Origin of the sequence: Gemmatimonas sp. UBA7669, from assembly GCF_002483225.1 — a bacterium.
In the GTDB taxonomy this organism is placed as follows: domain Bacteria; phylum Gemmatimonadota; class Gemmatimonadetes; order Gemmatimonadales; family Gemmatimonadaceae; genus Gemmatimonas.
Map to the genome: position 1 here is coordinate 41,305 of NZ_DLHL01000061.1, position 23,331 is coordinate 64,635.

Below are 23,331 nucleotides of genomic sequence, written 5' to 3' on the forward strand. Positions count from 1 at the left end.
CGCTGGCGGTGCGGTCGCGCGCGGCTTGACGACGCGCGCGACGCCACCGCGAGCTTCCACGAGGAACATCGATGCGTAAGCATGTACCAACCATCGTGACCGCTGGTGCGCTGATCGGCCTTACGGCCTGCGGCGACAAGCTGAACGTCACGAATCTCAACAATCCGGATGTGGCACGCGCCTATGCCACACCCGCCGGCGTCGAAGGTGTGATTGCCGGCCTTGGGGTCCAGGTCTTCAACACCCAGCGCGCCACGGAGTCCGTCAACACCCAGTCCAAGATTCTGGCTGGTGAGACGTTCGCGTCCGTGGCCAACTTCGGCATGGCGGCCCGCGCCCAGATTCCGCGTTCGATCATCTCGAACGAACTGGGCAACGACAACCAGACCGGCAATCTCGCCAACTTCAACCAGTTCTCCCGCGTCTCTCGTACCGCCTCCAACGCCATCGCGGCGCTGGATCGCATCGTCGCCGGCGGTGGGACCCTTGGGTCGACAGCGCAGAATGCCCGCGCCAAGGCCTTTGCGTTCTACGTGCTGGGTCAGGCCCTCGGCAACTTGTCGCTGGCCTACGACTCGGCGGCCATCGTGACGCCCGCCACGCCAAGCGACGTGGTGCCGGGACTGTCGTCGGCGGCGGCGGTGAACGCGGCGGCGCTCCAGATGCTGGACTCGGCCATTGCCCAGGCAAACCTCACGGTCACTGGCAGCAACGGTTTCCCACTACCCAACACCTGGATCAACGGCCAGAGTGTCTCGCGTGACCAGTTCGTGCAGCTCGCCCGTTCGTACAAGGCGCGCTACCGCGCGGGGGTCGCACGGACCCCGGCGCAGCGTGCCGCGGTGAACTGGACCGAGGTCATCGCCGACGCGAATGCCGGTATCAAGTCCGACTTCACGGTGAACGTTGGCGGCGGGTCCGGCTGGACCGCCCAGTTTGACCTGACGCAGATCTACGTGGTGGGCGGGTGGCACAGCATGTCACCGCTGTACTACGGCATGGCCGACGTTTCCGGCGGGTACCAGAGCTGGTTGGCCACGCCGCGCGACAGTCGAAACGCTTTCCTCATTGTGACACCGGACAAGCGTTGGCCGCAGGGCACCACGCGTGCCGCGCAGCAGGCGAACACGCCGAGCAACACGCTGCCGCCCGGCGTGTACGTGCGGAATCGGCCGACAGGAGATGACGTACCCATCGCTGGCTACGGCGATTCGTACTACGATCACCGGCGGTACGGTGCCGCCAATCTGGCGGCCAACACCGGCCCGTACACCGAGATGTCGGCTACCGAGATCGCGATGCTGGCGGCCGAAGGCTACATCCGTACCAACAACCTGCCGGCGGCCATCGCGCTGGTGAACGCCAGCCGCGCGCGGAATGGCCTCGATGCGCTGCCCGCACTCACCTCGGCCACCACGCCCTATTCGACGGACAAGTCGACCTGTGTGCCGCAGGTGCCGCAGGCGCCCAATTTCACCACCACGGCCTGTGGCAGCCTGCTAGAGGCCATGAAGTACGAGAAGCGCATGGAGACCGCCTTTACGGGCTATTTCATCTGGTTCGCCGACAGCCGTGGTTGGGGCGATCTGGTGGAAGGCACCGTCGTGGAGTGGCCCGTGCCGTATCAGGAGATGCAGGCGAGACAGCAGACGTACTACAACGGGACCAACCGGGCCGCCCGCGGTACCTACGGCTTCTGACGCATCGATGCGGTTGACCACTTCCCCATTCGCTCTCCGGCGCCGTGTACGCAGCACGATCTGCCTGCTGTGGGTTTCAGGCCTGGTGCTGCAGACGGGATGCTACAGCTATCTCCCCATGCAATCCGCCCCGCCGCCGGAAAGCAGCCCCGTGGTGGCGCTGATGATCGGTGACCGCGGACGCACGTTGATCGGGGAGCGGGTGGGAAGTCTGGTCGAGCAGATCGAGGGACGGATCGTCCGTCGCGATTCGATGCAGATCACGATGCAGGTGCACAAGGTCATCGATGTGCGTGGCAATCACAGCACATGGACCGGTGAGCAGGTCGTGATCCCCAACGAAGCCGTGATGGGCTACCGGGCCCGCAAGCTCTCGAAGTTCAAGACGGCCCTGTTGGTGGGCGCCGGTGTCGTGGCCCTTGTGCTCACCCTCGGACGCTCCCTGGACATCTTCGGCGTGCCGGTGGAAGGCGCGCCCGGAACCGACGGACCGTCGCAATCGTGACCGCTGGCCACCGAAGCCGCTGTGCCTCGTTGGCCATGCTCTCCAGAACAGATCCACAACACGGAGTTCACTCCTCATGCGGTTGACTCGACTTGCCATGCTCACGCTGGGTGCCGCCCTCACGGCGGCGTGCAGCGAGCCCAGCAACGACCCCACGACGCCGGACGTTCCGCCACTGGCGTTTGTGCGCTACATCAACGCGGTGCCTGACACGCTCAACACCACGGTCCGCTTCACGGATCAAGTGCAGTGGTCACCCATGACCTTTGTAAACGTACCGTTCCGTGGCCTGGGCCAAGGCAACTACCAGCCCACGCAGGCCGGCTCGCGCAAGTTCCGCGTCTTCACCACCGACGCCACGAACTTCTCCACCGCCGGCAATACCGTGATTCTGGTTGACACCACGCTGACCTTCGAGGCCGGCAAGTACTACACCCTGCTGCACATGGGCTATGCGCGAGCCGGAAGTACGCCACGCCAGCGCATTGTTTCCATCAACGACGTGCATCCCAACCCGGGCGCCCAGGTGGCGGTGCGGGCGATTCACGCGGCCCTTGGTGTCGGAGCCGTCGACATCTACGCCACGGCCACGGCGACGTCACCCATCAGCGGTACGCCACTGTTCCGTAACGTGGCCACGGAAGCCGTGTCACCGTACGCCAACGTGAACGCCGCGGCATTTGCCACGCAGATTGCTGCTGCGGGGGGAACAACGGCCCTGGTCGCCGCGGCGGCGCCGGCAGGCACAGCCGGAACCACGCAGCTCAATCCCATCGCCGGTGCGACCATCGCCGGATCGGTGCTGAGTGCCGTGGCCTTCCCGGCGTCCCCGGCCAACTCGGCCGGCGCCCGCTTCACCACGCCGGGCATCGTATATTTCATCGACAAGAACCCGCCGCCAACGGCGCCGTAAGTCGCGCAATTCCCGCAGTCTGCACCGCTCGCGCGGTGCTCACGCCATGATCGGATCGCCGTCCATCAGGCACCACAGTTCGACGACCGCAACCGCGAGATTCCTCGCGGTTGCGGTTGTCGCGTTTCTGCACATCGCCCACGCACCGGTGGCCTTCGCCCAAGTCATTCGCGGCACCGCCCGCGCCTCAGGCAGCGAACGGCCGCTGGAACGGGCCCGCATCGTAGCCATGCGGGAGGACGGACGCGGCGTCGGCGAGGCCACCACCGATGATGCCGGACGATTCCTGCTCCGCGTGGATGCGCGCGGTGAGCCCTTCCTGATTTCCATCACGCGCATCGGTCTGCGGCCCACTCTCTCCAGCACCCTGTATCTCGGGCCCCGTGATACGCTCGATGTGGACTTCAGCGTGGCGGAAGAGGGCATTGTCACGGACACCGTCAAGGTCACCTCGGCGCCGACGCTCAACGCCACGCGACTGGCGGAGGCCAATAGGCGCGGTTGGCGAGTGCTCCCACCTGCCGAAGTGGAGAAGCTTCGCGAACGGAGCAACTCGTTCGAAGACCTGCTGCGCTCGTCGGGCAACACGGGGCTCATCATCGGCCGCCGGGACGAATGCATTCGTTCAACGCGTACCAATCGCTGTTTGCTGATCGTGCTGGATGGCGTGCCGCTCAGTGGCACCTATCCCAACATCAATCCGCGGGACGTGTACTTCCTGGCCGTACTCTCGCCGAACCAGGCCCAGGTGCAGTTCGGGGATCGCGCGCCCAATGGGGCACTGGTCGTGTACACGCGGGCTTACGGAGATCGCTGAGAGATCGCAGGCCGGCTGACCAGCCGCTCCACCAACGCCAGTGATCGCGCGGTGGCGCCACGCTCGGCTTCCACCAGGTCTGCTGCACGAGCACCGGACTCGCGGCGATCGTCCTCGTTGAGCAGCAGCGCCGTCAGTCGACTCTGCAACGCGGCCGCACTGTCCACGCTGAAGCCTGCGCCAGCCTGCAGCAGCAGCCCGGCCTCGCGACTCATGTGATGCTGCGGACCAAACAGTACGGGCACGCCAAACGCCGCCGGTTCGATGACCGAATGCAGACCTGCGGCATGAAAACCGCCGCCCACGAATGCCAGCTGGGCCAGTGCATACAGCTCACCCAGCACCCCCACACGGTCGACAATCACCACGTCCACATCGTCGCTGCGTCCACGCTGCTCGAGCTCGCTGAGCGTGGCGGCGCGCGCCCCAATACGCAATGCCCAGTGCTGCAGTGGCTTGAGGTGTGATGCGCCGGGCTCGTGCGGGGCGATGATGAGGCGCGGTGCCTTGCCGCGTGCATCATGCCGGTCGCGCAGGGCTTCCCATGCCGCACAGAGTGGCGCTTCGTCGGCCGGCCAGGTGGAACCGGCCACCAGCGTCGGACGGTCCGAGGCTAGCAGGGTCAAGAGCGGCGACGCGCGATTGACGCTGGCCGCGCGCTCCGCCACCTGATCGAAGCGCGTGTCACCGGTGACCTCCACCACCTGCGGTCGCACACCCAGCGCCACGAGGCGTTCGGCGTTGACGGCATCAATGGCTCCCACCGCATCGAGCGCGGCATAGGCGTCACGCAGCAGCGCCGAGGACAGCATACCGCGACGCCCTGACACCGCGGACAGGGTGGCACTGATGAGTGCCACCGGCACCCGCTGCCGCTTTGCGCGGGCCACGAGCACCGGCCATACGTCGAGCTTGGCAAATACCAGGGCCGAAGGCGTGAGCCGCTGCAGCAGGGTGTCGGCCGACGCGGCGCGGTCGAAGGGCAGATAGTCGCTGAACTCGGCGCCGACACTGCACGCAAAACGCTCGGCGCTGGGCGAGTAGAACGAATAGGCCTGCTGCCAGTCGGGGTGTGCACGACGCGCGGCCTGGGCCACGGGACGGGCCTGCAGGCCCTCGCCCACCGACGGCGCGTGCCACCACACGAGCGGGCGGGAATTGTCGCGCGATGCGGTGTGTGCAGCCCAGCGCGTCAGCAGGCCGCGCCGCGCGCGCAATGAGCGCAGCAGCTTGTTTTCGGCCTCCGGTGCCAGCGCCGATGCCACGACGCCTGCGGCGTCTGCCAGCGCCATGCCGGCCGCGTAGCAGGCACCGAGCAGGGCGTTCACGTCGTCCTCAGGGCGCCGTCGTCCGGGCCTTCGCGCGCTGGCGATGCATGATGAGGGCGGTGTCCACGGCCTTGCGGAAGTCGGGCCAGGGCAGCGCACCCTTCACCAGAAACTCGCCGATCACGAACGACGGCGTGGACTGCACGCCGGCCTGCGTGGCCTGCTGAATGTCGTTCTGAATCAGCACCTTGATGGCGCGCGACATGCGGCACTGTTCGTAGGCGGCCATGTCGAGCTTGAGTTCGCGCGCATAGCGTTCGAGCAGCGGATTGACGTTGCTCATGCCCTTCACGGCATCGAAGCCCGCAAAGATGGCGTCGGCATAGGGCCAGAACTTGCCCTGCACACCGGCGCAGGTGGCGGCTTCGGCCTGCGCGCGGGCGTGCGGGTGAATGGACTCGAGCGGCAGATGCAGATAGGCGAATCGCACCTTGCCCGTCTCCACGTAGTCCCGGCGGAAGTTGGCCATGGACTCGTCGTGCCAGCGCTTGCAGTAGGGGCACTGGAAGTCGCTGATCATCACCACCCACATGGCGCTGTCGGGGCCAAGCAGTCGGCCCTGATCGGCGCGGTTCATGAGCGTGGCCTCGCCCAGAGTGTCGAGCGGCGCCGGCGTTGAGGCACGGGCCTTGTCGGCCGAGGGACCACAGGAGCCGGCGGCCCCGGTCAGCAGCAGCAGGCCCGTGGCCAGGGCGAGGAATCGGAAAACGGACATCCCGGAAATCTAAGGGGCGGCCCGTGGCGCGGCGCAGCGGGCAGCCTGTTTGCGGGCAAACGGCGGGCCAGTGAACTGCGGGCTGACATCGGGTTATCATTCGGGGTGATGTCGCGTCTGCCGGTCACGTCGCGGGTCTTCGGGGCCCTCCTGCTGCTGCTGTCGTCGGTCGGCCACACGCAACCGCCGCCGCTGCCGCAGCCCGTGGGCTACGTCAACGATTTTGCCAATGTCATCGACGCGGCCGCCGAAGCGCGTCTCGATGACCTGGCGCGGCGCGTGAACAGCGCGACCCGTGGTGACATGGTGGTGGTGACGCTGCCCGATCTGGGTGGCCGGCCGGTCGAAGAGACGGCGCTGCGCCTGGGTCGCGAGTGGAAGGTGGGCGCTGACGCGGCCATCGGCGACGCGGCGCGCAACGCCGGCGTGATCATCCTGTTGGTGCCCAAGGAAACGGCCAGTGACGGCCGCGGGCGCTGCCGCATCGAGACGGGGCAGGGCGCTGAAGGATTCATCACCGATGCGACGGCCGGCGCGATCTGTCGCAGCATGACGCCGCTGTTTCAGCAGCAGCGCTACGGCGATGCGCTCGAGGCCATCGCGATCGACGTGGCGGATCGTTATGCCGCCTCCTTTGGCGTGACGCTGGATGGGCAGCCGCGACCCGCGAGCTCGCGGCGCGATCGCGGCTCGGGTGACGAGGGGGAGAGTCCGCTGCTCGGCCTCGTGCTGCTCATCATCATTCTGTTCGTGTTTGCCAACGCGCGTCCTGGTCGGCGGCGCGGCTGTGTGGGCTGCATCCCCATCCCGATTCCCGGGCCCGGGATGCATGGCGGCGGCTGGTCGTCGGGCAGCTTTGGTGGTGGCGGGTTCGGTGGCGGCGGTTTTGGTGGTGGAGGCTTTGGCGGCTTCGGTGGCGGCGGTGGCTTCAGCGGAGGTGGTGGTGGCTCAGACTGGTAAGGGCCCGGGCGGCAAGCTCTCGGGCGGGCGATCGACGCTCTCGCTGGACGACCTCGTGTCGCAGCTGAAGGCCGTGCACGGCGCTTCGCTGACGGCGGTGGTGCTGTATGGCTCAGCCGCCACCAACGAGCACGTCGAGGGGTTGTCCGACGTGAACGTGATGGTGCTGGTGGAGTCCATCCCCTTCGCCACCATGCAGGCGCTTGCGCCCACCATGCGCGCGTGGCAGGAGGCGGGCAATCCACCGGCGCTGGAACTGACGGTGGCCGAGTGGCGGGCGTCGGCTGACATTTTCCCCATCGAGTACGCCGACATTTTGGAGCGGCATCGGGTGCTGCACGGCGCCTTGCCGGTGGAAGGCCTCGTGGTGCGCCGGCGCGACCTGCGGCTGCAGGTGGAGCAGGAGGCCATGGGCAAGCTGCTGCGGCTGCGCCGCGGCGTGATGGTGGCCGGCAGTGATGTCGCGCGCCAGCAGGATCTGCTGCGCGCGAGTCTGAGCAGTCTGCTGGTGATTTTCCGCGCCATCATGCGGCTGGGCGGCGAGGTGCCGCCGCGTGATGCGGACGCGGTCATCGATGCGGTGGCCGCGCGCACGGGCTTTGACGCCACGCCCTACCACCAGGTGCTGGCGCTCAAGCGCGGCACCGCCGTGGAGACGCGTGACACGTCGGCCCTGCTGGAATCGTACGTAACCGGGATGGCGTCGCTGGTGGCCTGGTTGGACGGATACACGCCGCCCGAGTCGGTCCCTGAGCTGTTGTCCCCCGTTTCCCGTTGACTCCGAGGACTCTCATGAGGAATTCCATGCTGCGTACTACGCTGCCTTCGAACGCGCGATCTGTGTCTGGTGGTGTGCGTGGGCTGCTGCGCCGGACGGCCGTGATGGCGGCGCTGGTGCTGCCGCTGTCGATGAGTGCCTGCGGCTACAACGATATCCAGTCGCTGGACGAACAGGCGGCGCAGGCCAAGCAGAACATCGACGCGCAGTTGCAGCGCCGTGCGGATCTCATCCCCAATCTCGTGAACACGGTCAAGGGGTTTGCCGCGCAGGAAGAGAAAGTGTTGACCGAAGTCACGCAGGCGCGCGCGGGGCTCATGGGCGCCCTGCAGAAGCCAGGTGGCTCGGATCCGACCGAGTTGGCCAACGCCAACGCGCAGCTCACGGGCGCGCTGGGTCGTTTGACGATTGCGGTGGAGGCGTATCCCGAGCTCAAGTCGAACGAGAATTTCCTGCGGTTGCAGGACGAGCTGACGGGCACGGAGAATCGCATTGCGGTGTCGCGTACGGATTACAACAACGCGGTGCGGCAGTACAACGAGTATATCCGGAAATTCCCGCAGGTGCTCACGGCCAAGGCGACCGGCGCGAAGCCGCGGGTGTACTTCGAGGTGACGGATTCGGCGGCGCGGTCGGCGCCTACGGTGGACTTCAACAAATAAAGGGCGTTAGGTGAACTGCGTAAGGTGAACCGCGTAAGGAGAACGGCGGGAAGGAACTGTACGCGAGACAGCGGTAACGTGAGAACGCCCGCCTGAGCTTTGGCTCAGGCGGGCGTTTGGGTTACGCGGGCTTCTCGCTAGTTGGGCGCGGGAAAAGAATGTCGCCCTTGCTCACCTTCCAGCCGCTGGGGTCGAGGCTGTCGAGATTGGTCATACGCTGATCGGCCACGTTGCCGGGGCCGCCGAGCTGTGCCCAGACCTGCTGCGCCTTGTTGGGCATGAAGGGCGCGTAGAGCACGGTCTGTTTGGCTACGCGGCGAATGAGTGAAGCCAGGATCTGATCCAGCTCCGCCCTGCGCGACGGATCCTTGGCCACGGCCCACGGCGTGGTGGACGCCGTGTATTCATTGGCGCGCTGGGCCATGCGATACACGGCCGCGAGACCCTCGTGCAGCAGCCAGCCGTTTTCGCCGTGCATGGCGGCGTGATAGGCGGCGAGGTCGGCGTCGTCTTCCTGTTCCGCCTCGGGGCGTGCGGCCGCGGGCACCACACCGTCGCAGTACTTCTCCACCATGGCCATGGCGCGACTGGCAAGGTTGCCGTAGGCGTTGGCGAGATCGGCGGTGTAGCGCTCCTCGAAACGCTCCCACGAAAAGTTGCCGTCGCCATCAAACGGCACTTCGCGCAGCAGTACATAGCGAAAGGCATCGGCGCCAAATCGGTCGATGGCCTCACCCAAATCCAGCTTGACGCCGGCACTCTTGCTGAAGCGTTCACCGCCCAGCGACACGAAGCCGTGCGCCCACACCTGCCTGGGCAGCGGCAGGCCGGCGGCGTGCAACATGGCCGGCCAGATCACCACATGGAAACGCGTGATGTCCTTGCCGATGATGTGCAAGTCGGCCGGCCAGCGCGCCTCGTAGCCGGCATCGGGATAACCGGTGGCCGTGAGGTAGTTGGGCAGGGCGTCGAACCACACATAGGTGCCCTGGGTTTCGCCGGTGCTGAGCGGCAGCGGGAAGGGCACGGCCCAGTCGAGACGCGCACGCGACGCGGAGATGTCTTCCAGGCCCTGCGCGAGCAGACCGAGGATTTCGTTGCGACGGCTCTGGGGCTCGATGAACGACGGATTGCTGGCCAGCAACTCCTGCAGAAAACCCTGATACTTGCTGAGGCGGAAGAACCAGTTGCGCTCCTCCACCTCTTCGAGCGTTCGCGTGGGATGCAGCGCACACTTGCCGTCCACGATGTCGGCGTCCTGCTTGAAGGCTTCGCAGCCGACGCAATACATGCCGGTGTACGACCGCTCGTAAAAATCATCGGGATTGCGCTCGGCGATCGCCCGGATGAGCGCCTGCACACCGGCCTTGTGGTGGGCCTCGGTGGTGCGGATGAACTGGTCATACGAGATGTCCAACTTCGCCCACATCGCACGGAAGCGCTCGGCGATGCTGTCGGTGAAGGCCTGCGGCGCGACGCTTTCCTTGGCTGCGGTCTGCTGCACTTTCTGACCGTGTTCGTCCATGCCGATCAGCAGATGGACATCGTCGCCACAGAGGCGGCGATAGCGGGCGATGACGTCGGCGCCGATCTTCTCGAGGGCGTGGCCGAGGTGGGGATCGCCGTTGGCGTAGTCGATGGCGGTGGTCAGGAAAAATCGGGGCATTCTTTGAATTTAACTGCTGCCGCCATTGGGGCTAACTGCTACCGCAGTCTGGGCTAACTGCAAATGCAGTCGACTTGCCACGGCAGTCGGGGCGCTGCTACCGCAGTCGGAACCGCTCCCGCCGTCTGGGCTACCGAAAGTGCAGTCGTGGACTGCTACCGCGGTTGTGGACTGCTACCGCAGTTGGGGTCACACCGCAGTCGGAGTCGTCCGCCCAGGCTGTGGGTCGGGGTCGGGGTCGGAGTCGGGGTCGGAGTCACCAAGGCACAGTGCTCGTTGAAACGATGCGACTCCTTGCATCGGGCGACGCTACCATGTGCCCATGGCCACGCATCGTGATCTCAAGGTCTGGCAGCTGGCGCAGCAGTTGGCGGCGGGGGTGTACGAATTGACCCGTGGCGCTGCGGCAGCGCAGATGCCAAACCTCGTCGAGCAGATCCGCCGTTCCGCATTGTCCATTGGCGCCAACATCGCCGAAGGTCGCGCGCTGGGAAGCAACGCGCAGTTCAAGCGTCACCTCAGCATCGCGCTGGGGTCTGCGGCCGAAACCGATTCGCATCTCGACGCGCTGCTCTCCGCCGGCGTCGTCGATGCCCTCCAGGCACTGGAGCTGCGCGACTCCACCGCGACGATCCAGCGCATGCTCATCGCGCTGCAACGAAAGATCGGATGACCCCGACGCCGACCCCAACCCCGACCCACATCCCGGGCTAACGACCCCGACTGCGGTGTGACCCCAACTGCGGTAGCAGTCCACAACCGCGGTAGCAGTCCACGACTGCACTTTCGGTAGCCCAGACCGCGGGAGCGGTTCCGACTGCGGTGGCAGCGCCCAAACTGCGGTAGCAAGTCGACTGCAGTCGCAGTCAACCCCGACTCCGACCCACATCCCGGGCTAACGACCCCGACTGCGGTGTGACCCCAACTGCGGTAGCAGTCCCCAACTGCGGTAGCAGTCCACGACTGCACTTTCGGGAGCCCAGACCGCGGGAGCGGTTCCGACTGCGGTAGCAGCGCCCAAACTGCGGTAGCAAGTCGACTGCAGTCGCAGTCAACCCCGACCCAGACTCAGACCGCTTCTTCCCCGTCCGTCTCCGCCTTCCGCCGTTCCTCCGCCGCCCGCAAGCGCCGCCCTCCTCGCCGCCCTCTCCGCCGCTTCCGCTTCGGCGCTCCCTCTACTGAACCCGAGCTCCCGTCACTGTCCGAGTCCGTGTTTTCGTCGGCGTCCGAGTCGGTGTCCGTGTCGGTGTCCGTGTCGGTGTCCGTCCCCTCCTCAGCCTCCGTCACCGCGATCGCCGCCTCAACCCTCGGCGGCAAGTTCGCGTCGCGTAGCGCCACCACCTCGTATTCCGCCGTATCCAACATCGACACCTGCGATGCGTCGAGCATGATCGGCATCTCCGCCGTCACCCCCGGATCCAGCATCGCCACCGCGTCGTGCCGTTCGACCTCCTCACGCAGTTCGAGCAGCCCCAACACCCGTGTGTCGCCGTCGGCCGTGCGCAGCGTCACCCTCTCGTTGAAGATGTCGCAGCTCACCACCTTCTCTTCGCCGCGCGACGTCGCAAGAATCTTCCCCTCCTTGGGGAACTTGCGACGGCTCTGCACATAGAACTCGTGCTCGTAACGCAGACAGCACATGAGCCGCCCACAGGCCCCGGAAATCTGCTGCGGGTTGAGCGAGAGTCGCTGATCCTTGGCCACGCCGAGATTCACCGGCCGCAGGTCGGGCAGCCACGATGACGAGCAGTACTCACGGCCGCAGCGTCCCACCCCGCCCAGGCGCTTGGCCTCGTCGCGCACACCGATCTGCTTGAGCTCAATGCGTGTCTTGAACAGCGCCGCGAGATCACGCACCAGCGTGCGGAAGTCCACCCGCTTCTCGGCCGTGAAGAAGATCGTGAGCTTGCGCCGATCCCACTGCCATTCCGCGTCGGTGAGCTTCATGACGAGGTCATGCGCCTTCACGCGTTCCATGGCCTGACGACGCGCCCGCTCGTTCTCCTCATCGAGCGCGCGGTCGGACAACACCTCGGCCGGCGTGGCCAGGCGCAGCGCCTTGCGCGCGGGCGGCTCGCTGCCGCAACCGTGCGCGCAGCCATTGCAGCGCACTGCGGCGAGTTCGCCGGTGCTGTGCACCCGCCCGAAGTCCTCGCCACGATCGGCCTCGACGATGACCCCCGCCTTGAGCGGGGGCGGCGTCTCGCCGTCCCACGAAAAGAACTCCTTGCGGTTGCCGCGGAACGCGACTTCGATGAGGTGCGCCACGGCCGTTCGCCCTACTCGGTGAACTGACCCATGCGCAAATACTTCTCGCGCCGGCGTCTGACCAGTTTGTCGGGCTTGAGTCGGCGCAGCTCCTCGAGATTGCGCACCAGCGTTTCGCGCAACGCGGCCGCCGTGGCCGCGTGATCGGAGTGAGCGCCGCCGGGTGGTTCGGGCACCACCTCGTCCACCACGCGCAGCTCCACGAGATCGGCGGCCGTCAGGCGCAGCGACCGCGCGGCCTTCTCGCGCATTTCGGGGCTCTTGCCGTCCTTCCAGAGAATGGCGGCGCAGCCTTCCACCGAGATAGTGGAGTACACCGAGTTCTCGAGCATGAGCACACGGTCGGCCACGCCAAGCGCCAGCGCGCCGCCCGAACCACCTTCACCAATGACGGTGGCGATGATGGGCACCTGCAGCTGACTCATCTCGAGCAGATTGCGCGCAATGGCTTCGCTCTGCCCACGCTCTTCGGCACCCAGACCCGGCCAGGCACCCGGCGTGTCGATGAAGGTGATGACCGGCACCTGGAACTTCTCGGCCAGCTTCATGAGCCGCAGCGCCTTGCGGTAGCCCTCGGGGTGCGGCATGCCGAAGTTGCGCTTGAGATTCTCCTTCGTGTCGCGACCGCGCTCGTGTCCGATGAGCATCACGGTCTCACCTTCAAGACGCGCCCAGCCGCCCATGATGGCGGCATCTTCACGAAACGCCCGGTCGCCGTGCAGTTCGATGAAGTCGGTGAAGGCGTGCTTGAGGTAGTCCGAAGTGAACGGCCGACGCGCCATGCGCGCCACCTGCACCCGCTGCAGCGGCGTGAGGTTGCGGTACACCTCGACCCGCAGGTCGCCGAGCTTCTTCTGCAGGGGAGCCAGCTCGTCGCTGACATCGAGCGAGCGATCGGCGGCGAGACGCTTGAGCTCCTCGATCTGCTTTTCGAGCTCCGCTATGGGACGCTCGAACTCGAGAACCGGGGCAGCAGCCATGACGAATCCTGATATGGCGACGCGTGCTCGTCAGCTGCCGGCGCGAATGAGTCGCACCCGGTCAGCGCCAAGCATCGCGCGCAGGTCTGAAAGAATGGCGGCGGACGCCGTGACCCGGAGCGTGCGGGAGCGGAAGCGCACCGTCTGTCCGTTCCCGTCCCGCCACCGGAGTTCGAGCGGTGCGGACCCTTCGTGGGCCTCCACCGTCGCTCGCACGTCCGACATGATTGCGGCTGGCAAGTCGAGCCCGGAGGACAGGTCGATTGCCACTGCCAGATCACCGCTGGCGCGCACTTCCTCGAAGCGCTGCACCTCGTTCACGATGAACGTGGCGTTCTCCACACCCTGATCTCGCCGGGAGTAGCTGCCCTTGAGCAGCAGAGGGACGTCGGGGCGGACACGCTCCGCAATCACCCCCCAGGCTTCCGGAAACACCAGCACCTCGGAAGATCCGGAAAAATCCTCGACTGTCAACCGGGCGAACTCGTTCCCCGACTTCTTGGAGAACTGGCGCTTGATGGCGGTGACCACCACGCCGATGGTTACGGGCTCCGACACCCAGGTCCCCAGCTGCGACACCGTGTGGGTGGCAAAGAGTTCGCATTCCGTTCGGTATTTCTCGAGCGGATGACCGGAAATGTAGAAGCCCAGCAGCTCCTTCTCGCGCTGCAGCCGCTCGCTTTCACTCCATGCCGGCGTGTTGGGAAGTGACGGCGCCGTCGTCTTCTTGCCGCTGTCGGCCGTGTCCACGGGCCCGCCCAGCAGGTCGCCGAAGAGCGATCCCTGACCCTTCTCCGCCTCCTCCTGCTGCAGTGCCGCTTCACTGATGGCGGTGTCCAGCGCGGCCAGAAGCTGCGCGCGATGGCCGCCCAGGCCGTCGCAGGCGCCGGCCGCAATGAGCGCTTCAAACACGCGCTTGTTGAACACACGCAGGTCCACCCGCGCGCAGAGATCGAACAGCGAAGTGAACGGCCCGTCGGCTCGCGCGTCGAGCAGCGAGTCAATGGCGCCGCGTCCCACGTTGCGAATGGCGCCCAGGCCGAAGCGAATGCGCGTGTCGCCCACCACCGTGAAGCGCCAGCCCGACTCGTTCACATCGGGCGCCAGCACCTCGAGCCCCATTTCGCGGGCTTCGGCGATGTACTTGATGACTTCTTCCGTCTTCCCGATGTTCGACGACAACAGCGCGGCCATGAACTCGGCCGGGTAGTGCGTCTTGAGATAGGCGGTGTGATAGGCGACGACGGAGTACGCGACGCTGTGTGACTTGTTGAAGCCGTAGCGGCCGAACGTTTCGATCTGGCCGGCCAGCTCCTCGATGATCTTCGGGTCGTAGCCGCGCGCGATGGACTTCTCGGTGAACTTGCCGAGCTCCTTCTTGATGAGCTCCGCGTCCTTCTTGCCCACCGCCTTGCGCAGCACGTCGGCTTCGGCCAGCGAGATGCCGGCCAGCACCTGTGCGATACGCATCACCTGTTCCTGATAGGTGATGACGCCGTAGGTGTTGGACAGAATCGGCTCGAGCTCCGGCAGCGCATACACCGTGGGTTCTTCGCCGCGCTTGCGCCGGATGTACACGTTGTGCATGCCCGCATCGAGCGGGCCCGGACGCAGCAGCGCGTTCGACGCCACGAGGTCGTCGAAGCGGTCACAGCGCATGCGCTTGAGCACGTCGGTGGCCAGCGGGCTTTCGAACTGGAACACGCCGCCCGTGCGGCCCGCGCGCAGCACGCGATACGTCTCCGCGTCGCTGAAGCCGCGTTCCTCCAGCACCACCTCCTTGCCCGATCGCTCCTTGATGTTCTTGAGCGTGTCGGTGATGACGGTGAGCGTGGTGAGGCCGAGGAAGTCCATCTTGAGCATGCCGGCCTTTTCGAGCGCCGTCATGTCGTACTGCGTCACGATGACGCGTTCGTCGCCGTCACCACCAGCGCCCTTGCTGGCCTGCGTGCAGATGGGCACGAACTCGTCCAGCGGACCGGGCGCGATGACCACACCGGCCGCGTGCACGCCCGTATGGCGTGAGAGCCCTTCGAGCTTGATGGCGAAGTCGAGCAGCTGCCGGTAGCGCGGGTCGGTCTGATAGAACTGCTTGACCTCCGGCACCTGCTCAACGGCCTCGGCCACCGTGAGCGAGTTGTTGGGCGCGTTGGGAATCAGCTTGGCCAGGGCGTCGGTTTCCCCCGGCGTGAAGCCCAGCGTGCGCCCAACGTCCTTGATGGCCGCGCGGGACTTCATGGTCCCGAAGGTGACGATCTGGCCGACGCTGTCCTTGCCGTACTTCTGCCGCACGTATTCGATGACTTCGCCGCGTCGCTCGAAGCAGAAGTCCACGTCCACGTCGGGCATGGACACGCGCTCCGGATTCAGGAAGCGCTCGAAAAGCAGATCGAACTCGAGCGGACACACGTCCGTGATGCGCGTGGCATAGGCCACCAGCGAGCCGGCAGCCGAACCGCGCCCGGGGCCCACGGGAATGCCCAGATCACGTGCGGCCTTGATGAAGTCCGCCGTGATCAGGAAGTAGCCCGCGTACCCCGTCTTGGTGATGACACCCAGCTCGTAGTCGAGTCGCTCCTGCACCTGCGCGGGCAACGGATCGCCATAGCGTGCCTTCGCGCCATCGGTGGCCAACTGCACCAGCAGGTCGTTCTCGGTGTCCACGCCCGGTGGCAGCGGGAACGAGGGCACGTAGTACTTCTTGGCGAACTGCACGTCCACGCTGTCGGCAATGGCCAGCGTGTTCGTGAGCACGTCGTCCCGGCCGGGGAAGAACGGACGGATCTCGTCGGCCGACTTGAAGTACAGGCCGTCGTCGTACTTCATGCGATCGCGGTCGTTGCGATCCTTGCCCAGGCCGATGCACAGCAGCACGTCGTGCGCGTCGTGATCCTCGTGCTTGAGGAAGTGCGCATCGTTGGTGGCCACCACGGGCAGGCCCAGGTCGTCCGCCAGGCCCAGCACCTTGGCATTGAGCGCCGCCTGGCCCTCACTGGTGTGCGCCTGCACCTCGAGGTAGTAGCGGTCCTTGAACAGCTCCGCATACCACGCCGCCGCCTCGCGCGCCTGCTCCAGCCGGTCGTCCATCAGGTGGCTGGCCACCTCGCCCGCCAGGCAGGCCGAGCTCACGATCAGCCCCTCACTGTACTGGGCCAGCAGCTCGCGGTCGATGCGGGGCTTGGTGTAAAAGCCCTCGGTGTACCCCAGCGAGGTGAGCTTGACCAGATTGCGGTAGCCCGTGATGTCGCGGGCCAGCAGCACCAGGTGGTAGTAGGGCTTCACGCCGGGCGCCGGACGGCCGCGCGTGCGCCGGTCACCCGGTGCCACGTAGGCTTCCATGCCCAGGATGGGCTTCACCCCCGCCTTGCGCGCCTTCTCCTGGAACTCCCAGGCGGCGTGCATGTTACCGTGATCGGTGATGGCCAGCGCGGGCATCTCGAAGTGCTGCGCGCGCTTGATCAGGTCATCGATGCGATTCGCGCCGTCGAGGAGCGAATACTCGGAGTGGCAGTGCAGGTGAACGAACGACATAACCCTGAATGATACAGCGAACCCTCTCCGCTCGGCAGCTGCTCAAGCGCGGAAGTGCCCTGCTCGGCACGCTCGTCGTGCTGTTCCTTGCGCTCACGCCCATGGGCTGCTACCTGTCGCGCGCCGCGTATGAAGAAGCGCGCATCCTCGCCAAGCGTCAGCCCATCGAGCGCCTGGTGGTGCGCGAAAGCACCGACCCGGCGCTGCGCGCCAAGCTGCAGCTGGTACTGGCCGGGCGGCGCTTCGCCATGGACTCCATGGGACTCAAGGCCGAGGAGAGCTTTACCACCTTCTCGCAGCTCGATCGCGACACGCTGGTACTGGTGGTGTCCGCCGCCTTTCCCGACCGCCTCGAGCGCAAGACCTGGTGGTTCCCGGTGGTGGGCCGCTTTCCGTACAAGGGATTCTTCGATTTCGGCAAGGCGCAGGAGACGGCACAGCAGCTGCGTGACGAGGGCTACGACGTGGTGGTGGGCCCCTCCAGCGCCTTCAGTACTCTGGGTTGGTTCAACGACCCGCTGGTGAGCACCACGGTCAAGGCGGATTCGGTCACACTGGTCAACACCGTGCTGCATGAACTGCTGCACACGACCTATTTCGCCAAGGGGCGGGTGAGCTTCAACGAGTCCTTCGCCACCTTCGTTGGTGGACGGGGCGCCGAGCACTTTTTTCGTGCGGCGGGTGACACGGTGCTTTTGCGCCGCGCCGAGGATGACTGGCACGACGACCTGCTGCTCGGGGCATTCTGGGAACGCACGGCGCGCGAGATCGACAGTGTGTTCGCACAGTTGCCCGACTCGGCGCGCAGCGCCCGCATTGCTGCGCGTGACACGGTGTACGCGGCGGCGCGCAAGCGTTTGGTTGATTCCATTGGGCCGCAGCTGCGCGGCTATCCTGCGGGTTGGGTGGAGCGGGTGCCACTCAACAACGCGGTGCTGATGTCGCGGCGGGTGTATGCCGAGCGATTGGATTACTTCGACTCGGTGTACGTGGCGGCGGGTGGGGATTTGAGGGAGGCCATCCGTCGGGTGATTGCGGCGGCGGAGACTCGTTGAGCGGCCAGACCGTTGAACAGAAGGTGTGAGGATAAGAGGATCCGAGGATTGAAGGGGCGGGCGACGGAGGACTCTGAACACGGGAGTCCTCCGTCGCCCGCCTCTCTAATCCCCAGATCCTCCGATCCTCACCCCTTCTGTTCAACGATGCGGCGGACTAGCGAGACGTCTCGGGCAACAAGACAAACCGCGCCCTGTTCCCCTCATCGAGGAACTTCTTCGCCGCTGCCGCCAGCTTCTCCACCGTCAGCCCGGCATAGAGCTGCTCCTCGGTGGCCAGCTCCTCCAGCGGGTCCCCATTCTCCACGCGGCCACGAATGGCGCTCACCCAGTAGCCGTTCTGCTTGCGCTGCACCTCGAGCGTGCGGCGCTGCTTTTCGCGCACCCGGTCCACCTCTTCCTGACTGGGCGGCACACGACGCAGCGAGTCGAGCTCCTGACGCACGGCCGCATACAGCGAGTCGGCCTTGTCCGGCGCCGAGCCGTAACTGATGACCACCTGCCACTCCTGACGCGGACGACGCGAGAAGCCGGTGTTCACCGACACCGAGTAGGTGCCGCCGAGCGCCTCGCGCAGGCGGTCCAGCAGGCGCTGCTCGAGCAGGTCACCCAGCGAGGACAGCACATATGATTCTTCGCGCGACCATGCGGCCTTGCCGGCCAGCAGGAATGCGGTCTGGCTCTGCGGCGCGATGCCCTTGCGCACCACCTTGTCGATCTGGCCCGTGAACTGCGGCGGCCCCACATCGCGCGCCACTTCACGGCGATCGGAGCTGGGCAGCGATCCAATCCACTGCTCCACCAGCGGCTTGAGCACGGCCAGGTCCACGTTGCCCACGAACACGAAGGTGAAGTTGCCGCCGTCGCCGAAGCGGTCCTTGTAGATGGTCATCATCTCATCGAGCACCAGTTCGTTCAGCATGCTGGCGCTGAGCGGCCGCGCGCGCGGATGCCCATTGGCCAGCGTCATCTGAATGGTGTCGTTGAACACCAGGCCGGGATTGGCGTCCTTGTTGCGCAGCTGCGTCTCGATGGCCTGCATGTTGGCCTTGAAGATCATGGAGTCTGCGCGCGGCGCGGTGAAGCGCAGCCAGGTCAGCTGCAGCAGCGTTTCGAGATCGCGCGTGGACGCGCCGCCACTCATGCCTTCGCTCAAGTCGGTGATGCTGGGCTGCACGCTGGCCGCCTTGCCGGTGAGCACCTTGCGCAGATCAACCGGTGAGAACTCCCCCACGCCGCCCGATGCAATGATGGGCGGGGTCAGCGAGGTCTTGAACACATCGGCGTCACTTACCAGGCTCGCGCCACCGGGACTGAAGGCCACCATCTGCACCTGATCGGCCTGGAAGTCCGTCGGCTTGACGAACACCCGCGCACCGTTGGACAGCGTCCACTCGGTAATGCCATGCGCGGCAATCGTGCGTTCCTGCGTCACACGCCCGGGGGCAGGGGCCGAGGCCACCAGCGCGTTGGCGGTGGCCGCTTCCGTCCACGGCGTCACCGCACTGGCCACCACACGACCGAACACGCCGCGAATGTCGGCCTCCGTGGGTACGGCCAGGCCCTCCTTCTCGGGCAGCGTGACCAGCACCACGCGATTCGCGGCGCCGCCGCGGCTGTTGGCCAGCGCATTCACATCGGCCAGCGTGATGGCGGGCAGCAGGCGCTGCACGGCGCGGTACTCGTACGCAATGCCCGGCGAGGCGTTGCCTTCGAGATAGTGGTCGATGTACTCGGCCACATAGGCTCCGCTTTCCGTTTTCTCGCGCTCCTCATACGTGCGCTCGTAGGCACGCAGCAGGTTGGTTCGGGCGCGGTCGAGCTCAGCCGCGAGGAATCCATGCTGCTGCACGCGCTCCGCTTCGGTGAGCAAGGCCTGCAGCGTTTCCAGCAGCTTGCCTTCCTTGGCGCCGGCGCCAAGCGCGTTGTACTCGCTGCCGCGCACGAAGCCGCCGCTGCTCGCACCCGCGCCGGTGAAGGGCGCATCGGGCTTGAGGGCCAGCTCACTGAAGCGCTGGTTGATCATGGTGTTGTAGAGGCGCTCGAGCAGCGACGCGCGCAGGTCACCCACGGTGCGCAGGGCCTTGGGCGGACGCTTCCACAGCACTTCCACGGACGAGGTGGTGAGCTCCTTGTCGGTGGCAATGGATACGAGGGTGGAATCGTGCGTGGGCACAGCCGCCATCGTGCGTGCGCGCGCATTGGGCCGCGCGGCGAGGCGACCGAAGGTACGGCGGATATGCTGCTCCAATACCGCCGGGTCCACATCACCCACAGCCACCACCGCCATGAGGTCGGGGCGGTACCAGTCACGCCAGAAACGACGCAGCGGCGCCGGATTGGCGTTCTCGATGATCTCCGGCTTGCCGATGGGCAGGCGATCGGCATAGCGCGAGCCACGGAACAGCACGGGGAACTGCTTGTCACGCAGACGTTCACCGGCCCCGAGGCCGTTGCGCCACTCGCTCAGCACCACGCCGCGCTCGTTCACCACCTCGAGCGAATCGAACTTGATGCCGCTGGCCACGTCACCCAGGAACGCAAAGCTGCGCTCGAGAATGCCGGCGCTGTCGGTGGGGACCGGCAGGATATAGATGGTTTCGTCGAAGCCGGTCATGGCATTGAGGTCGGCACCGAAACGCACACCAATGGACTCGAGATACTTCACGATGTCGTTCTTCGCGAAGTTGGTGGTGCCGTTGAAGGCCATGTGCTCGAGGAAGTGGGCGAGCCCCAGTTGATCGGCATCCTCGAGAATGGAGCCCGCGTTCACCACCAGACGCAGTTCCACGCGCTTCTCGGGTTTCGCGTTGCGCCGGATGTAGTACGTCAGCCCGTTGGGCAGTGTGCCGCGGCGCACGGCCGGGTCCATGGGCAGGCGCGTCGTGAGCGCGAAGGAATCCTGGACTGCCGCGGGGCGTGCGGCGCTCTGCCGCGAAGGCGCCGGGCGCGTCGAGGTGGCGCCGGTCTGCGCCGCAAGCGGCACCGATGCCAATACCGTTGCGGCCAGTGTGAACGTGGCCGCGCGGGTCAGGTGACGGGTTCGAGAGGAAGGACCAAGCATTGGGTTCGTGGTGAAGATGGTGAACAATGTCGCGACGACGTTGGGGCATCGGCGTCGCGAGCGACAAGCCGGTTCGCGAAGCAGACCGGGACTAGCTGCTGCCGAACCGCCCTCGGAGTAACGCGCGAAGGTCCACTTCGGGTTCGATGATGGCCCCGGCCCGCGGACCGGGCAACGGCGGGAACTCGGGCACATCACCCAGCGTGACGCGCTGCATGGTCTGCCGCACGCCCTGATCGAGAAAGCGCGAGAGTTGTGTATAAGCAAAGTCGGCGCCGGTGCGCGTGGCGTAGCTATGCAGCGGATACACCACCATGAGCTCGTTGCGCGCGCGGGTCATGGCCACATACAAGAGACGCCGCTCTTCCTCGATCTGGTCGTCGTCCACCGCGGCGCGGGCCATGGGGAACACACCATCGCTGGCGTGAATGACGAACACCACGTCCCACTCCTTGCCCTTGGCCGAGTGCACGGTGGAGAGGATGAGTGCGTCGTCTTCATCGGTGCTGCCCACGGCCAGGTCCTGCGTGTTGGCCGGAGGCTCGAGGGCCAGCGCGGCAAGAAATGCTGAACGATCGGGATAACCGGCCGCGATGATCTCGAGCTGATCGAGATCGGCCATGCGCGGCGGGGCATCGTCGTAGGTGGCCTGCAGGATGGGGTCGTAGAGCTGCCGCACGAGGCGGATGCTCTCTCCCGGCGCGTGCGGCCGGTCGCCGCGCTCCACGCGCCGCATACCGTCGAAGAGCGCCGACATGGCCAGCAGACCGGGCCTGGCGCGGGCCGGTGCGCGCACGGCGCCGATGGCCATGGGCTCCCAGCCGTGCTGCGCAAGCAACTCAATGGCGGCACGCGCGGTGGCGTCGCCCACACCGGGCAGCAGGCGCAGCAAGCGATACCAGCTCACTTCGTCGCGCGGATTCTCGAGAATGCGCAGAAAGGCCAGCAGGTCCTTGATGTGCGCCGCTTCGAGGAACTTGAGGCCGCCCCATTTTTCGTAGGGAATGCGACGGTTGGCCAGTTCGATTTCGAGGTCGGCCGACAGATAGCCCGCGCGAAACAGCACCGCCATCTCACGCAGCGGCGTGCCCTGCTCGTGCAACTCGAGCAGGCGGTCCACCACGAAGGCCGTCTGCGCGGCTTCATCGCGCACGGTCACCAGCCACGGCGCCTCGCCGCCACTGCGCTCGGTGAAGAGGCGCTTGCTGTAGCGCTCCGTGCTGCGCGAGATGAGCGTGTTGGTGGTGTCGAGAATGGGTGAAGTGGAGCGGTAGTTCTGCTCCAGCGTCACGATGCGCGTGCCGGGGAACTGTTTGGGAAAGTCGAGGATGTTGCGAATGGTGGCGCCGCGAAACGCATAGATGCTCTGCGCGTCGTCGCCCACGACGGTGAGCTTGCCGTTGGTGCAGAGGCCACGCAGAATGCGCGACTGCAGCGGGTTGGTGTCCTGGTACTCGTCCACCAGCACGTGATCAAACAGTCCGCGCATCTGTTCGGCGATGCTCGGTGCCTGTTCCAGCAGCAGGGCCCAGGACAGCAGCAGGTCGTCGTAGTCGAGCAGATTGCGCTCGGCCTTGCGTTTCACATAGTCGGTGAAGCAGCGCTCGATGTCTCCCGCCCACGAGAGAAAGTGCGGCCACTGATCGCTCAGCAGGTCGGCGACATCGGCTTCGGTGTTGACGTGCCGCGAGTAGATGGACAGCAGGGTTTCGGCGCGCGGGAAGCGCGGCGCGCCGCGGGGGGCGTTCTTGAGATCCCCGTAGCCGAGGCTCGAGCGGGAGAGGCCCATGAGGTCGCCCGCGTCCGACTGGTCGAGGATGGTGAAGTCGGCCGGCAGACCGGCGGCGGCGCCGAAGCGACGTAGCAGGCGATGGGCGGTGCCATGAAACGTGCCACCCTGGACCTGATGCGACGCCGAGCCCACGAGGCGCTCACAGCGTGAGAGCATTTCCTGGGCGGAGCGCCGGGTGAAGGTGAGCAGCAGGATGCGCTGGGGCGGTACGCCGCGGGCAATGAGCGCCGCGACGCGGTGAATGAGCGTGCGCGTCTTGCCGGATCCGGCCCCGGCCACGATAAGCAGGGGCGTGTCGCCGTGGTTGGCGGCGTCGGCCTGGGCGGCGTTGAGGGCCGGTCCGAGGGCGCCGCCGTCTATGGAAGCCGGCGGGGCGACGGTGCGCGGGGCGGTGAGATGGAGGCGGGGCAGGTCGGCCATGGGACTGCCCTGATAGTAGTAGGGGACGGCGTCACTCGGCTGTCATCGGGGGGCGGGGAACCACTTCAATGGGCCGGGAGCGCGGCGGGCAGGCAATTTGGAAGCGTTCCGTGATCTGGATCACGAGGTCGGTGCCAGTCCCGTGACGTGACGCGTGGCGGCTCGTCCGGTACGTTT

The 23,331-nt window shown here is 66.3% G+C and carries 17 protein-coding genes; 9 read left to right on the top strand and 8 right to left on the bottom strand.

The annotated features are described in order from the left end of the window. The first annotated feature begins 71 nt into the window (after window positions 1-71). From B2747_RS18580 to B2747_RS18595, 4 genes are all read left to right on the top strand, one after another. Complete coding sequence (locus B2747_RS18580) at window positions 72-1,700, top strand: RagB/SusD family nutrient uptake outer membrane protein (protein WP_291164546.1); 1,629 nt, start codon at window positions 72-74, stop codon at window positions 1,698-1,700. Window positions 1,701-1,818: 118 nt separating this feature from the next. Beyond that, entirely contained in the window at window positions 1,819-2,205 is a 387-nt protein-coding gene (locus B2747_RS18585) for a hypothetical protein (protein ID WP_291164548.1), read from the top strand. A gap of 76 nt (window positions 2,206-2,281) precedes the next feature. Further along, complete coding sequence (locus B2747_RS18590; protein WP_291164550.1) at window positions 2,282-3,118, top strand: DUF4397 domain-containing protein; 837 nt, start codon at window positions 2,282-2,284, stop codon at window positions 3,116-3,118. Window positions 3,119-3,266: 148 nt separating this feature from the next. Continuing rightward, window positions 3,267-3,935 carry a carboxypeptidase-like regulatory domain-containing protein gene (locus B2747_RS18595; RefSeq protein ID WP_291164553.1) on the top strand — a complete coding sequence of 223 codons (669 nt, stop codon included), beginning with the start codon at window positions 3,267-3,269 and terminating at the stop codon, window positions 3,933-3,935. Here the strand turns inward: B2747_RS18595 and B2747_RS18600 are convergent. Continuing rightward, window positions 3,920-5,263, bottom strand: coding sequence for a 3-deoxy-D-manno-octulosonic acid transferase (locus B2747_RS18600; RefSeq protein WP_291164556.1), 1,344 nt, complete (start codon window positions 5,261-5,263; stop codon window positions 3,920-3,922). The genes B2747_RS18595 and B2747_RS18600 overlap by 16 nt on opposite strands. 7 nt (window positions 5,264-5,270) lie before the next feature. Then, window positions 5,271-5,978: a DsbA family protein gene (locus tag B2747_RS18605; RefSeq protein ID WP_291164559.1), complete on the bottom strand. Its 708-nt coding sequence runs from the start codon at window positions 5,976-5,978 to the stop codon at window positions 5,271-5,273. Between the two features lie 108 nt (window positions 5,979-6,086). Here B2747_RS18605 and B2747_RS18610 point away from each other — a divergent pair, with 108 nt between their 5' ends. From B2747_RS18610 to B2747_RS18620, 3 genes are read left to right on the top strand one after another with little or no spacing between them, the layout of a single operon-like run. After that, complete coding sequence (locus tag B2747_RS18610; protein ID WP_291164562.1) at window positions 6,087-6,938, top strand: TPM domain-containing protein; 852 nt, start codon at window positions 6,087-6,089, stop codon at window positions 6,936-6,938. After that, window positions 6,922-7,716 (top strand): nucleotidyltransferase domain-containing protein, encoded by a 795-nt coding sequence (locus B2747_RS18615; RefSeq protein ID WP_291164565.1) that lies wholly within the window; start codon window positions 6,922-6,924, stop codon window positions 7,714-7,716. The genes B2747_RS18610 and B2747_RS18615 overlap by 17 nt, the downstream gene beginning before the upstream one ends. A 26-nt stretch (window positions 7,717-7,742) precedes the next feature. Beyond that, window positions 7,743-8,378, top strand: a complete 636-nt coding sequence (locus B2747_RS18620) for a LemA family protein (protein WP_291164568.1) — start codon at window positions 7,743-7,745, stop codon at window positions 8,376-8,378. A gap of 121 nt (window positions 8,379-8,499) precedes the next feature. On the opposite strand, the gene metG is transcribed toward B2747_RS18620, so the two are convergent. Further along, window positions 8,500-10,044: a methionine--tRNA ligase gene (metG, locus tag B2747_RS18625; RefSeq protein ID WP_291164571.1), complete on the bottom strand. Its 1,545-nt coding sequence runs from the start codon at window positions 10,042-10,044 to the stop codon at window positions 8,500-8,502. Window positions 10,045-10,366: 322 nt separating this feature from the next. On the opposite strand from metG, the gene B2747_RS18630 reads away from it, so the two are divergent. Beyond that, the gene (locus tag B2747_RS18630) at window positions 10,367-10,717 is read left to right on the top strand and encodes a four helix bundle protein (protein ID WP_291164574.1); all 351 of its coding nucleotides are present in this window, start codon (window positions 10,367-10,369) and stop codon (window positions 10,715-10,717) included. A 395-nt stretch (window positions 10,718-11,112) separates the two neighbouring features. Here B2747_RS18630 and B2747_RS18635 read toward each other — a convergent pair whose 3' ends face one another. From B2747_RS18635 to dnaE, 3 genes are read right to left on the bottom strand one after another with little or no spacing between them, the layout of a single operon-like run. After that, window positions 11,113-12,312 carry a PSP1 domain-containing protein gene (locus B2747_RS18635; protein WP_291164576.1) on the bottom strand — a complete coding sequence of 400 codons (1,200 nt, stop codon included), beginning with the start codon at window positions 12,310-12,312 and terminating at the stop codon, window positions 11,113-11,115. Window positions 12,313-12,323: 11 nt separating this feature from the next. Then, window positions 12,324-13,292, bottom strand: coding sequence for an acetyl-CoA carboxylase carboxyltransferase subunit alpha (locus tag B2747_RS18640; RefSeq protein WP_291164578.1), 969 nt, complete (start codon window positions 13,290-13,292; stop codon window positions 12,324-12,326). A gap of 30 nt (window positions 13,293-13,322) precedes the next feature. Then, window positions 13,323-16,823, bottom strand: a complete 3,501-nt coding sequence (dnaE, locus tag B2747_RS18645) for a DNA polymerase III subunit alpha (protein ID WP_291164580.1) — start codon at window positions 16,821-16,823, stop codon at window positions 13,323-13,325. A gap of 8 nt (window positions 16,824-16,831) precedes the next feature. Between dnaE and B2747_RS18650 the strand changes: the two genes are divergently transcribed. Continuing rightward, on the top strand, window positions 16,832-17,878 hold the full coding sequence (locus tag B2747_RS18650) for an aminopeptidase (protein ID WP_291164583.1): 1,047 nt from the start codon (window positions 16,832-16,834) through the stop codon (window positions 17,876-17,878). A 157-nt stretch (window positions 17,879-18,035) separates the two neighbouring features. On the opposite strand, the gene B2747_RS18655 is transcribed toward B2747_RS18650, so the two are convergent. After that, complete coding sequence (locus B2747_RS18655; protein WP_291164586.1) at window positions 18,036-20,942, bottom strand: M16 family metallopeptidase; 2,907 nt, start codon at window positions 20,940-20,942, stop codon at window positions 18,036-18,038. Window positions 20,943-21,033: 91 nt separating this feature from the next. Further along, window positions 21,034-23,154: an ATP-dependent helicase gene (locus B2747_RS18660; protein WP_291164589.1), complete on the bottom strand. Its 2,121-nt coding sequence runs from the start codon at window positions 23,152-23,154 to the stop codon at window positions 21,034-21,036. Between the last annotated feature and the right edge of the window lie 177 nt (window positions 23,155-23,331).

Bases quoted from the DNA above. Each gene is read 5' to 3' on its own strand.
- B2747_RS18585 (WP_291164548.1), top strand. From the start codon at position 1,819: ATGCAATCCGCCCCGCCGCCGGAAAGCAGCCCCGTGGTGGCGCTGATG.
- B2747_RS18660 (WP_291164589.1), bottom strand. From the start codon at position 23,154: ATGGCCGACCTGCCCCGCCTCCATCTCACCGCCCCGCGCACCGTCGCC.
- B2747_RS18610 (WP_291164562.1), top strand. From the start codon at position 6,087: ATGTCGCGTCTGCCGGTCACGTCGCGGGTCTTCGGGGCCCTCCTGCTG.
- dnaE (WP_291164580.1), bottom strand. From the start codon at position 16,823: ATGTCGTTCGTTCACCTGCACTGCCACTCCGAGTATTCGCTCCTCGAC.
- B2747_RS18620 (WP_291164568.1), top strand. From the start codon at position 7,743: ATGCTGCGTACTACGCTGCCTTCGAACGCGCGATCTGTGTCTGGTGGT.
- B2747_RS18640 (WP_291164578.1), bottom strand. From the start codon at position 13,292: ATGGCTGCTGCCCCGGTTCTCGAGTTCGAGCGTCCCATAGCGGAGCTC.
- B2747_RS18650 (WP_291164583.1), top strand. From the start codon at position 16,832: ATGATACAGCGAACCCTCTCCGCTCGGCAGCTGCTCAAGCGCGGAAGT.
- B2747_RS18630 (WP_291164574.1), top strand. From the start codon at position 10,367: ATGGCCACGCATCGTGATCTCAAGGTCTGGCAGCTGGCGCAGCAGTTG.
- B2747_RS18605 (WP_291164559.1), bottom strand. From the start codon at position 5,978: ATGTCCGTTTTCCGATTCCTCGCCCTGGCCACGGGCCTGCTGCTGCTG.
- B2747_RS18580 (WP_291164546.1), top strand. From the start codon at position 72: ATGCGTAAGCATGTACCAACCATCGTGACCGCTGGTGCGCTGATCGGC.
- B2747_RS18655 (WP_291164586.1), bottom strand. From the start codon at position 20,942: ATGCTTGGTCCTTCCTCTCGAACCCGTCACCTGACCCGCGCGGCCACG.
- metG (WP_291164571.1), bottom strand. From the start codon at position 10,044: ATGCCCCGATTTTTCCTGACCACCGCCATCGACTACGCCAACGGCGAT.
- B2747_RS18590 (WP_291164550.1), top strand. From the start codon at position 2,282: ATGCGGTTGACTCGACTTGCCATGCTCACGCTGGGTGCCGCCCTCACG.